Here is an 11,364-nt window from a genome sequence, read left to right on the forward strand (position 1 = left end):
CGACATGCCGGAGGGGGTGTGCCCGCCGCACACGAAGGATCGCAGGGGGGATGGAAGCGTGTTCGAGGAACACAGGGACGACCGGCACGACGGCCGCCGGGAGTACGACCGGGGCGCCGCCGACGACGGGTACGACCTGGACGATCTGGACGACCTGGACGAGCCGGCCGTCCTCGGTGACGAGGAGGACGGGGACGGCGACGGGGGCCGCCGCGGCCCGACCGCGCGCAGGGTCGTGCTGGTGGCCGCCGGCGGGGTGTTCGCCGCCCTGCTGGCGGTCGGCGGCTACGGCGCCTACAACGTGCTGAACGCCGTGACCGACAACGGCCCGTCCGGCAACGGCCACCAGGCGGCCGGCGCGGTGGAGAAGGCCCCGCAGGACCCGCCGACCGCCGCGCAGGCCGAGGCCGCGGCCACCGAGTTCCTGGCGGCCTGGAGCCGCGGCGACCTCCCGGCCGCCGCCGCGCTGACGGACCACCCGGAGACCGCCCGCGCAGCCCTGGCAGCGTTCCAGGAGCAGGTGGCGCCCCGCGCGCTCGCCCTCACCGGGACGGGCGCCGCGAAGTCCGACGGCCCGTCCGAGCCGGCCGTCGGCTTCCGGGTGAAGGCCGAGTTCGAGGACACCCCGAACGCCTGGGAGTACGACGGCGTGCTCGGCTTCGTCCGTTCCCGGGACGGGCGGCCCGTGGTGCGTTGGAAACCGTCCGTGATCCACCCCCAGCTCGCTCCGGGACGGACCATCGCGGTGAAGGCCCTGCCCAACGGCGCGGCCAAACCCGTCGACCGCAAGGGCAGGCCGCTCGACGCCTTCCCGTCGCTGCGCACCGTGCTCCCCCAGATCGCCCCGCCGGACGGCGCCACCGCCGTCACCGGCCGGGCCGTGGTGCTCTCGGGCGCCGCCGGCGCCGGCAGCGAGCCGGAGCAGCTGTTCGTGCTGACCCCGCAGAGCGCCCCGCAGGTCAAGCTCACCCTGGACGCCGACCTCCAGCAGGCGGCCGAGGACGCGGTCAAGCAGCAGTCGGCGAACGGCAATCCGGCCTCGCTGGTGGCCGTCCAGCCGAGCACCGGCCACATCCTGGCGATGGCCTACTCCCCGCAGGGCGGCTTCAACCGCGCGATCGCGGGCGGCCAGGCGCCCGGCTCCACGATGAAGGTGATCACCGCGGCCGCCCTGCTGGAGGCCGGGGTGGGCCCGGACACCGTGGTGCCGTGCAAGGAGACCACCTACTCCCCGCGCGCCTGGCACAACGACGAGAGCGGCGACTTCCCGTCCTACACGCTCGCCGACGACTTCTCCCACTCCTGCAACACCGGCTTCATCGACAAGGGCCTGGAGAAGCTCCAGCCCGGCACCCTCGCCACCGTGGCCCGCGACCAGTTCGGCCTCGGCCTGGAGTGGCACATCGGCGTCCCGAGCCGGGACGCCACCATCCCGGCGCCCGGGAACAGGGACGAGGCCGCGGCGGCGTACATCGGCCAGGGCCGGATCCAGGTCAACTCGCTGCTGATGGCCTCCGTCGCCGCCACCGTGCAGAGCGGAACGTTCCGCCAGCCCGTGCTGCGGGAGGACGCCAAGCGGGTGGCGGCGCCCGGCCGGCTGCCCGCCGACGTCGCCCGGGACCTGCGCGCCATGATGGCCAGGACCGCCACCCAGGGCACCGCCCGGACCCCGATGGCCGGACTGTCCGGCCAGATCGGCGCCAAGACCGGCACGGTCGAGGCCGGCGGCCAGGCCACCAACAGCTGGTTCATCGCCTACCGCGGCGACCTCGCCGTCGCCGCCGAGGTCGAGGGCGGCGGGCACGGCTTCAGCGCGGCGGGCGTGGCCGCGGCACAGGTGCTGAAGGCCGGCGGCAAGGGCTGACCGGCCGGGGCCCTCCGCCCCTGGGGCCGGGGGCCGGGGGCCGCAGGCCCGCACGGGGGGGGGCGGGCCCGGTCAGTTCGCCCCGGTTGCGGTGGCCCGCGCCGGGAACGGCGGACTGTCCGGCGCACAGACCTGGCCGCGCGCGGGCAGCCGGCCGGCGATCAGGTAGCGCTCCTCGTAGCCGGCCGCGCAGCCGCTCGGGTTGCCGAGGACGGTGTGGCCGTAGCCGTCCACGGTCAGCAGGCGGCCGCGGGCGAGGGTGTCGGCCAGGGCGCGCGAGCCCTCGTAGGGCCAGGCCGGGTCACCGGTGTTGGCCACCACCAGGATCGGCGCGGAGGTCGGGAGGTCCCACGGCCCCTCGTAGCGGTCCCGGGCCGCCTCGGCGGGCCAGGCCGCGCAGCGCTGGGTCTGCCAGACCCAGTACGGGCCCGTCGCGCCGGAGCGCGCCTCGGCGAGGTCCGCCAGCGGCGGGTACGCCGCACCGGCGGGCGGGCCGGCCGCGTCGGCGCACAGGGCGCCGAGGGTCTGCGCCTGGCCGGGTGCCCCGCCGGTCGGCGCGGCCGACGGCGGGGCGTCGGGGGCGGTCCACAGCTGCTGCAGCCTCGTGCCCAGGGCCGGCCAGCCGCTGTCGGGGAGCCCGGCCACCGGCTGGGCCGTGTACAGCAGGGTGGAGACGGCCGAGACCGCCGAGGCGAGGTTGTACGTCACGGCCTGCTGCGGCGGACCGACCGCGACCGGGGTGCGGCGCAGCCGGTCGAGCAGCCGGGCGTACTTGGCACGGGTCGCCGGGGCGTCGCCCGCCGCGAAGGCGCAGCCCTCCGGGCCGGCGGCGGCGCAGGCGTCGAGGAAGGCGTCGAGCGCCCGGGCCGCGGCGAGGTCGCTGCCGGTGCGCAGGAACGGGGTGAGTGCCCCGTCCCCCGGGCCGCGGCCGGTCGTCCAGGCGACCGGGTCGACGGCGCTGTCCAGCACCATCGCGCGGACCCGGTCGGGGAACAGGTTGGCGTAGGTGGCGCCGAGCAGCGTCCCGTACGAGGTGCCCAGGTAGCTGAGCCGGCGGTCGCCGACCGCCCGGCGCAGCAGGTCCAGGTCGCGGGCGACGTCCGCGGTGGACAGGTGGGCGGCCAGGCCGGTCCGGTCGCTCTCGGCGCACTGCCGGCCGAAGCGCTCGTAGGTGCCGGCCCACACGGACTGCTGCTCCGGGCCGACCGGGAAGCCCGCCGGCAGCCCGGCGAGCAGGCCCGCTTCGGCGGCCGGGTCCGGGAAGCAGTCCAGGGTGGTGTAGCCGCCGACGCCGCGCGGGTCGAAGCCGACGATGTCGAACCGCTCGCGCACCTGCGCGGGAAAGAGGCCGTACACGGCGGGCAGCGCCAGGGTCGCGGGGATGCCCGGCCCGCCCGGGTTGAAGAACAGCGTGCCGATCCGGTGCGCCGGGTCGGTGGCGCGGTGGCGGATCAGCGCGAGCCGGATGGTCTCCCCCTGCGGGGCCCGGTGGTCCAGTGGCACCCGGGCGGTGTCGCAGTCGAACTGGTCCGGCCCGGGCAGCGGCACGGCGCAGGTCTGCCGCCACTCCAGTCGCGGCGCCGGCGGGCCGGGCACGGCCGCCGTGGCGGTGGCCGGGGTCAGACCGGCCGGCAGGAGCGCGGCGATGGCCGCGGTGGCGGCGCGGAGGGCGGTGGCGAGGCGGGGTCGGGGCACGGGCGGCTCTCTCGTTCGACGTGCTGATCGGGCGTCACCGAGGTTTCCACCGGGCGCTGTCGGCAGGCTGTCGGCGTGCCGTCGGCGCCCTGCCAGGCCGCTGTCACGGCGGGGCGGGGCTCCTCCGGGGCGGGGCTCCACCGGGGCGCGGCGCGGCCGGGAGGTGGAGCCGACGGGGGTCACCCGGCCGGGCGCACCCGGGCGGCCCGCGCCTCCAGGTACCGGCGCTCCGCGAGGCTCGCGGTGCCCCGGGCGGCGCGCCGGTAGTGCTCGTACGCCCCCGCCGCGTCGCCGGTCCGCTCCAGCAGGTGCGCCCGGACGGACAGCAGCCGGTGGTGGCCGGCCATCCGGGAGTCCGCGTCCAGGGTGGCGAGGAGGTCCAGTCCGGCCCGCGGGCCCTCGGTCTCGGCGAGGGCGACCGCCCGGTTGAGGGTGACCATCGGGTTGGGGGCGATCCGCTCCAGGATCAGGTACAGGGCGCACACCTGCCGCCAGTCGGTGGACTCGGCGGTGGCCGCGTCGGCGTGGGTGGCGGCGATCGCGGCCTGGAGCTGGTACGGCCCGAGCCCCGGGCCCGCCAGCGCCGCCTTGACCAGCGCCGTTCCCTCCTCGATCAGCTCGCGGTCCCACGCCGCGCGGTCCTGCTCGGCCAGCGGCACCAGGTCTCCGGAGGCCGTCGTGCGGGCCGCGCGGCGGGCGTGGTTGAGCAGCATCAGCGCGAGCAGCCCGGTGACCTCGTCGTCCTCCGGCAGCAGGGCGCGCACCGTCCGGGTCAGCCGGATCGCCTCGCGGGCGAGGTCCGGGCGGTGCAGTTCGCCGCCCGAGGAGGCGGTGTAGCCCTCGTTGAAGATCAGGTAGAGCACCTGCAGGACGACCCGCAGCCGCTCCTCCCGCTCCTTCGCTGGCAGGGCCCGCCCGGACTCCCCGAACGAGCCCCCGGCGGCCCTGATCCGCTGCTTGGCCCGGGTGATCCGGGCCGCCATCGTCGCCTCCGGCACCAGGAACGCGCGGGCGATCTCGGCCGTGGTCAGTCCGCCGACCGCCCGCAGCGTCAGGGCGGTCTGCGAGGCGGCGGTCAGCGCCGGGTGGCAGCACAGGAACAGCAGGAGCAGCGTGTCGTCGGTGTCCGGCACCTCCTGCGGCACCACCTCGGCGGCCGCCGTCGCCCACTCCCGCTCGCGCCGCGCGCGGTCACCGCGCAGCCGGTCGATCAGCCGCCGCGAGGCGACCGTCACCAGCCAGCCGCGCGGGTTGTCCGGCACCCCCTCGGACGGCCACTGCACGGCGGCGGCGAGGACGGCCTCCTGCACCGCGTCCTCGCAGCCCTCGAAGCGGCCGTACCGTCGTACCAACGTGCCGAGGACCTGCGGCGTGAGCCCACGCAGCAGGTCCTCGAAGCCCGGCTGTGTCATGCCTCCAAGTGTCCGTCGGAGAACATCACCTGGCGCACCTCGACGCCCAGCCCCTCGATCGCGGAGTCCGGGATGCGGGCGGCCAGTTCGATCGCCCGCGCCCTGTCCTCGCAGTCGACCAGGTAGAAGCCGCCCAGGAACTCCTTGGCCTCCAGGAACGGCCCGTCCGTCACCACCGGCTGACCGTTGCGGACGGTCACCACGGCGGCCTGCGACGGGTCGACCAGCGCCTGGGTGAGGATCAGCTCGCCGGACTCCTTCAGTTCCTCGATGAACCGGCCGTGCCCGGCGCCGATCGCCGCCTTCTCCTCGTCCGTCAGCGCGTCCAGCACGGCCGGGTTCAGGTGCAGGCTGATCAGGAACTTCATCTCGTCCTCCTCGGGTTCGTGGGGCCCTCGCGGGGCCGCTGTCGACGGGTGGTCGGAGCGGGCGCCGCGGTCTCGACATCCTCCGACGGAGAATCTGCCACACGCCGCGGGCCGCGGGCCGCGGGCGCAAGGCCCCGGGCCGGGCACGGCTGCGGCCCGCGAGGTACGGCGAGGTGCGGCGATGCCTGCGGGGGGGGGCGACAGCGGACGGCCGCCGGGGGTCCAACTCCCGTACGACAGCCGTCCACTGAACGTGACGCCGAGCCTTGATAGCGTCGGTCGTGACGCCGCGTCACCACGGCGCTGCACCACCGACGAAACGAGAGAGCGTCACATGGCCCCCAGGACGATCCGCCGAGCCGTCATCCCCGCCGCCGGCCTCGGCTCCCGCCTCCTGCCGCTGACCAAGGCCACGCCGAAGGAGATGCTCCCGGTCGGCGACAAGCCGGTGATCGAGCACACCGTGCGCGAGCTGATCGAGAGCGGCATCACCGACATCACCATCGTCGTCAACGGCGACAAGGGGCTGATCCAGGAGCACTTCCGCCCCAACCCCGTCCTGGTCGAACAGCTGCGCAGGGACGGCAAGGCGGCCTTCGCGGCGGCGGTGGAGGAGGTCGGCGAGCTGTCCCGCAAGGGCCACATCAGCTACCTCTACCAGCACGGCCCGTACGGCAACGGCACCCCGGTGCTCAACGCCGCCCGCCACTTCGGCGACGAGCCCTGCCTGGTGCTCTGGCCGGACGACGTCTTCGTGGCGGAGGTCCCCCGCGCGCAGCAGCTGATCCGGGCGTACGAGCAGACCAACGCGCCGGTGCTCGCGCTGATGCCGATGGAGCCCGAGGACTCCTACCGCTACGGCGTGCCGGTGGTGAAGGAGGACCTCGGCGGCGGCTCGCTGCGGATCACCGGCCTGGTCGAGAAGCCGAAGCCGGTCGACGCCCCCTCCTCGTACGCGGCCATCGGCGGCTACGTCATCACCCCCGGCATCGTCGACGAGCTGCGCGAACTGACGCTCCGCTGGCACGAGAAGCCCGAGGACGAGGTGTACCTGACCGACGCCATCAACGCCTACGCGGCCCGGCGCGCGGTCTACGGGCAGGTCATCGCCGGCACCTGGTACGACACCGGCAACCCGGCCGCCTACCTGCGCGCCCAGTTCGCCGCCGCGCTCGCCAACCCCGAGTACGGCCCGGAGCTGTGCCGGCTGGCCGCGGAGCTCTCCCCGCCGGTCGCGCAGTAGCCGACGCGGCCGGGCGGCCCGTGCCCGGACGGCCGTGTCCGGACGGCCGGTTGCGGGCCGCCCGGCACGGGCCGGCGCGCGGGGGTGTGACGGGCGGTCAGTACACCGGCAGGTCGTAGTCCAGGGCCGCCCGGAACACCGCCTCCAGCGCCGGGTCGGCCGGTCCGAGGTTCGCGACGGTCTCGGACCGGGCCTTCCGGTCCCCGGTCAGTTCGAGGATCGCCTGGTTGGCGGCCACGTGGTCGCGCAGCCGCCGCTCGTAGGCCGGGTAGGCCGTGCGGTGGTCGCCGTCGGCCGCGTGCAGTTCGCCCGCCAAGACGTAGGCGGCGGTCAGGGCCACGCTGGTGCCCTGGCCGGTGGCCGGGGAGCAGCAGTAGCCGGCGTCGCCGAGCAGGGCGACCCGGCCCTTGGACCAGCTCTCCATCCGGATCTGGGCGATGACGTCGTAGTGGAAGGCGTCGGTCTCCCACATGGCGCGGAGGAAGTCCGGCAGCGCCCAGCGAGCGTGGGCGGAGCGCTCGGCCACCAGCCGGCGCTGCCGGTCCGGGTCGCGCGGGAGCATGTCGGCGAGCGGCTCGTCGGTGTGGAAGCCGACGAAGACCCGCAGTTCGCTGTTGTCGCGGACGGTCATCGCCATGCAGAACCAGTTCGGGTCGTCGCCGTCCTGGTGGGCGACCTCCCAGCGGTCGAGGCCGAGGTGGTTGGGCGCGCTCCAGCCGGCGACGTAGGTGCCGATGGGCTGGAGGTAGTCCTCCTCGGGGCCGAAGACGAGGCGGCGGGTGTTCGAGTGCAGGCCGTCGGCGCCGACGACCAGGTCGAAGGACCGCTCGGCACCGCCGCGGAACCGGACGTCGACGCCCTCCGCGTGCTGCACCAGGGTCTCGATCGAGTCGCCGAAGCGGTACTCGACGCCGGGCCCGGCCGTTCCGGCGCCCGCCTCCGGTCCGGTGCCCGTCTCCTGCTCGGTGCCCGTCTCCGCTCCGACGATCAGCTCGGCGAGTTCGTCGCGCAGGATCTCCACGTCGGGGCCTCCGATCGGCCCGCCGGTGGCCGTCCACTCGGTGGTGCGGCGCAGCTCCCGGCCGTCCCCGTCGACCACGGACATTCCGAGCAGGCCGGTGCGCCGGGCCCGGACCTCCTCCAGCAGCCCCATCCGCTCGATCACCGTCAGGGCGGTGCCGCGGATGTCCACGGCCTGCCCGCCGCCGCGCAGCGAGGGGGCCCGCTCCACGACGGTGACGCGGAAGCCGTACCGGTTCAGCCAGTGGGCGAGGGCGGTGCCGGCGATCCCCGCGCCGGAGACCAGGACCGAGGTGGTGCGCGGGCCGCCGCGCGGACGGCTGCTGTTCGACATGGTGACCTCCCATGGGTTGCCTTGTTCCGACACCAGCCTGGGGCAAGCCACTTGCAGGACACCGACAGCGAGCGGACAGGCCGCGGCCAGGACGCTGTCACCGCTGACGGGACACCGGCGCCGCGCTGACCGGACGGCCGCGCCGCTCGCCGGGCGGGCGGCCCCGTACACCAGGCGGGCGGCCCCGGTCACCGGCCGGTCGACGGTGTGTCATGAATCGGCAACAGCGCCCCCACCAGGCACGATACGAATTGCCCGGGTGACGGAGGGCCCGTAGGGTGCTCGGACGCCGTCGCGCGGACGGCACGGGGGACGCACGAGGGGTGAACCATGGCGCAGGGGTCGGGGTACGCGATCCGGGCCGGCGGGGCCGAGGACCAGGCGAAGGCACTGGACAAGGCGTCCGGGGACGAGGACACGATCGGCACGGCGATCAGCGATCCGGTCTGCTACGGCCCGGACGTGTTCGGGGGCGAGGACGTCGACCCGGCGTACCGGAACTTCAGCACCGCCTGGCAGGCGGAGACCGCGACGATCAAGAGCGCGCTGAGCGAGCTGGCCGGCAAGGTGCGCGGCTCCTCCGCCGGCTACCAGTCGGCCGACGGCGCCGTGGTGAAGAGCCTCGTGGCCGCCTCCGGCAGCGGCGAGTACCGGCCCTTCGGCTGAGGCCCGACCGGGCGGGCCCGCCCACCGGCGTCCGCCGCGGCTCGCCGGCAGCGGCCGAGCGGCCGAGCGGGCAACCGACGCCCTCCCGCCGGGCAACGGCGGGAACGGCACCACGCGCAACGGGAACAGAGGGGCGAACGAGCCGCCATGGCAGGCGAATCCACCACGCAGCGCTGCAAGGCGCTGGGCGAACGGCTGAAGGACGTCCGCTCGGCGGACAGCAAGAACGACCTGATCTCGGCGATCAAGGGCGCCCTCGCGGTCCACGCGCCGGTCGGGGACCCGGGCACCATCGAGGCCACCGGCAACCGCTACAAGAACGCGGCAGCCGACTCCGACCAGCTGCACCAGGAGGTCCAGGCGGTCGCCACCTCCGGGCTGCCGGACGTCTGGACCGGTTCCACCGGCGCGAAGGCCGGCGAGGTGGTGGCGGCCGCCGCCCGCGCCGTCGACCAGCAGACCACCGCGCTCCACAACGGCGGGATCGCCCTGCTCCGCCTCGCGGACGCGCTGCGCAACGCCCAGGGCCAGGACGGCGCCGCACGGTCCGCCCTGCAGGAGGTGCTGGGCTCGCTGGGCGGCGAGGACGGCTGGTTCGACGACTGGTTCGAGGACGACGACGAGGAGGCGGCCCGCAAGAAGGCGCAGCAGGCCGCGATACCCCAGGTCGACGCGATGCTGAGCGCCGCCAAGCGCGCCGACGAGGCGGCCCGGGCGGCGGCCCGCGACCTGAACAAGCTGGCCTCCGAGGCCCGCGCGGGCCGGATGAAGACCAACGGGGTCACCGCCGCGGACAAGCTGGTGCTGGCCGAGACCTCCGGTCCGGACGGTCCGACCGAGCTGAACGAGCTGCTGACCGCCAACGACATGAAGCGGTCCGGCGAGTACCTCGACAAGATGAACGACAAGGACCGGGCGGACTTCGAGAAGCTGCTCGCCGACTCCAAGTCCCCGCAGGAGCGCGCCTATCTGATGAAGGCGCTGGCCTCCGGCCACAACCTGGACGAGATCCGCGCCTTCCAGGGCAAGATCCACGGCAAGGACCCGGAGTGGCTCCGGACCCACCTGACGCCCGTGTACACCGAGGACGACGACACCACCAGCGGCGGGCACCGGGACAACGGCTCCAACGTCAACACCGACGGGGTGACCTTCGACGGCGCCGCCTGGCAGCAGGCGGACACCGAGGGCACCTGCGTCGCCTCCTCCACCGTCACCGCCCGGGCGATGGTCGACCCGCTCTACGCGCTGGACCTCACCGGCGGCCCGTCCGGCCAGGAGGACGACCCGGCGGCCTTCCGGCAGCGGCTGCTGGCCGAGCAGCACCGGGTGCACGAGGAGGGCGGCGGCGGCGCGAACTGGGACGGCATGGGGGCAGACGGCAAGGAGAAGGTGCTGGAGAAGGAGGTCAGCCCGCACACCGGCGCGGACTTCGACTACAAGCCGATGCCGGACTCCGACGCCCGGCGCGAACTGCTGCCGGACATCGAGAAGGCCGTCGCCGACGGCAAGCCGGTGCCGGTCGGGGTCGAGGGCTACGACAAGGACGGCAAGCGCTCCGGCCACGCCATGATGATCGTCGGCCAGGAGGGCGACATGCTGCAGATCTACAACCCGTGGGGCACCACCACCTGGGTCAGCGAGGACGACTTCGTCAACGGCCGCATGGCCGGGGCCTCGGACGACCGGCTGCCCACCGCCTACGCCGTCCACCTCCCGAAGTGACCGGGGTGGTACGGATGTCGACGGGAACGCAGGTGCGGGCTCCGGCCCGCGTGCGGACGCGGGTGCCCGCTCTGGTGCGGGTGCCGGTCCGGGTGCCCGCTCTGGTGCGGGTGCCGGCGCTGGTGGCCGTTCTGGCCTTCGGCCTGACGGCCTGCGGGCAGGACGGGCCGAACCGGGGCCGGGTTCTCGACGCCCAGGAGCGCTCGGTCAGCGTCGCGGTCGGCGAGCGCTTCACCATCGCCGTCCCGGACAACGCCTCGATCGGCGACCGCTGGAGTGTCGTGGCCCCGGCCCCGGACGCCGCGGTCGCGGCGCAGGTCGAGGAGAAGCTCGACGTCCCGGAGCGGTCGAGGACCGCGGACGGCGTCGGCGGCACCCGCTTCTACACCTTCGAGGCCAAGGGCCGCGGGACCACCGCCGTCACCCTCCTCAACTGCTTCCGCGGTTACTGCAACCTCCCCGCCCCCACCGAAGAGAACAGGAAACAGGTCGTGCGCAACACCTACACGGTGACGGTCCGATGAACCCCGACGACCGGTTCCGCCCCCGCGGCGACGACGAACTGCGGCAGCTCGACGTCCCCGCCATGCTCCGCTACGGCCTGGCCTTCGCCGGCCCGCACCGGTCGGCGCTGTTCGGCGAGGGCGCCATCGCGGCCGCCCTGGCCGCCGACCGCCTGGGGGTGCTCCCCCGGTCGCTCGCCTTCCTCGCCGAGGTGGTGCGCGGCGGCGGTGCCCGCTACGCCGCGGACCTCGCCGAGCCGCTGCCGGGCCCGGAGCCGGCCCGGCTCGCCCGCGACTGGCTGGGCTCGGCGGCCACCACCGTCACCACCGTGGACGGCGACCAGCTGCTCGCCCGGTGGCTGGACGCCGTCGCGGAGATCCTCGGCCTGCGCCGGGACGTCCGCGCCGGAGGGGGCGGCTGACCGACACGTCCTAGACTCAATGCCGGTGACTTTGTCTTGCTGCTCTCGTTGGTTGTGGTGTGGCGAGGGTGGGGCAGGTCAAGTCGCCTGCGGGTGAGCGGTTGTCGGACCG

General features: G+C 75.0%; 10 protein-coding genes. 6 read left to right on the forward strand and 4 right to left on the reverse strand.

Translation table 11 applies throughout. The features are described 5' to 3' along the window. Nucleotides 1–58 precede the first annotated feature (58 nt). Nucleotides 59–1,864 carry a penicillin-binding transpeptidase domain-containing protein gene (locus tag AB0E96_RS10470; RefSeq protein ID WP_359821028.1) on the forward strand — a complete coding sequence of 602 codons (1,806 nt, stop codon included), beginning with the start codon at nucleotides 59–61 and terminating at the stop codon, nucleotides 1,862–1,864. Nucleotides 1,865–1,936: 72 nt separating this feature from the next. Here AB0E96_RS10470 and AB0E96_RS10475 read toward each other — a convergent pair whose 3' ends face one another. The 3 genes from AB0E96_RS10475 to AB0E96_RS10485 form a co-directional block, all read right to left on the reverse strand. Continuing rightward, nucleotides 1,937–3,559 carry an alpha/beta hydrolase gene (locus AB0E96_RS10475; RefSeq protein ID WP_359821030.1) on the reverse strand — a complete coding sequence of 541 codons (1,623 nt, stop codon included), beginning with the start codon at nucleotides 3,557–3,559 and terminating at the stop codon, nucleotides 1,937–1,939. A 179-nt stretch (nucleotides 3,560–3,738) separates the two neighbouring features. Further along, nucleotides 3,739–4,971: a DUF6596 domain-containing protein gene (locus tag AB0E96_RS10480; protein ID WP_359821032.1), complete on the reverse strand. Its 1,233-nt coding sequence runs from the start codon at nucleotides 4,969–4,971 to the stop codon at nucleotides 3,739–3,741. Then, the gene (locus AB0E96_RS10485) at nucleotides 4,968–5,339 is read right to left on the reverse strand and encodes a YciI family protein (protein ID WP_359821034.1); all 372 of its coding nucleotides are present in this window, start codon (nucleotides 5,337–5,339) and stop codon (nucleotides 4,968–4,970) included. Before AB0E96_RS10485 ends, AB0E96_RS10480 begins: the two co-directional genes overlap by 4 nt. A 334-nt stretch (nucleotides 5,340–5,673) precedes the next feature. Here AB0E96_RS10485 and AB0E96_RS10490 point away from each other — a divergent pair, with 334 nt between their 5' ends. Beyond that, nucleotides 5,674–6,582: a UTP--glucose-1-phosphate uridylyltransferase gene (locus tag AB0E96_RS10490; RefSeq protein ID WP_359821036.1), complete on the forward strand. Its 909-nt coding sequence runs from the start codon at nucleotides 5,674–5,676 to the stop codon at nucleotides 6,580–6,582. A gap of 97 nt (nucleotides 6,583–6,679) precedes the next feature. Here AB0E96_RS10490 and AB0E96_RS10495 read toward each other — a convergent pair whose 3' ends face one another. Beyond that, the gene (locus tag AB0E96_RS10495; RefSeq protein ID WP_359821039.1) at nucleotides 6,680–7,936 is read right to left on the reverse strand and encodes an FAD-dependent monooxygenase; all 1,257 of its coding nucleotides are present in this window, start codon (nucleotides 7,934–7,936) and stop codon (nucleotides 6,680–6,682) included. 330 nt (nucleotides 7,937–8,266) lie between these two features. Here AB0E96_RS10495 and AB0E96_RS10500 point away from each other — a divergent pair, with 330 nt between their 5' ends. From AB0E96_RS10500 to AB0E96_RS10515, 4 genes are all read left to right on the forward strand, one after another. Next, the gene (locus tag AB0E96_RS10500) at nucleotides 8,267–8,602 is read left to right on the forward strand and encodes a hypothetical protein (protein WP_359821041.1); all 336 of its coding nucleotides are present in this window, start codon (nucleotides 8,267–8,269) and stop codon (nucleotides 8,600–8,602) included. A gap of 147 nt (nucleotides 8,603–8,749) precedes the next feature. Then, nucleotides 8,750–10,327: a peptidoglycan-binding protein gene (locus AB0E96_RS10505; protein ID WP_359821044.1), complete on the forward strand. Its 1,578-nt coding sequence runs from the start codon at nucleotides 8,750–8,752 to the stop codon at nucleotides 10,325–10,327. A gap of 14 nt (nucleotides 10,328–10,341) precedes the next feature. Then, nucleotides 10,342–10,851 carry a protease inhibitor I42 family protein gene (locus tag AB0E96_RS10510; protein ID WP_359821046.1) on the forward strand — a complete coding sequence of 170 codons (510 nt, stop codon included), beginning with the start codon at nucleotides 10,342–10,344 and terminating at the stop codon, nucleotides 10,849–10,851. Beyond that, nucleotides 10,848–11,252 carry a hypothetical protein gene (locus AB0E96_RS10515; protein ID WP_359821049.1) on the forward strand — a complete coding sequence of 135 codons (405 nt, stop codon included), beginning with the start codon at nucleotides 10,848–10,850 and terminating at the stop codon, nucleotides 11,250–11,252. Before AB0E96_RS10510 ends, AB0E96_RS10515 begins: the two co-directional genes overlap by 4 nt. Nucleotides 11,253–11,364: the final 112 nt, after the last annotated feature.

It is taken from the genome of Kitasatospora sp. NPDC036755 (assembly GCF_040636595.1).
Classification (GTDB): Bacteria; Actinomycetota; Actinomycetes; order Streptomycetales; family Streptomycetaceae; genus Kitasatospora.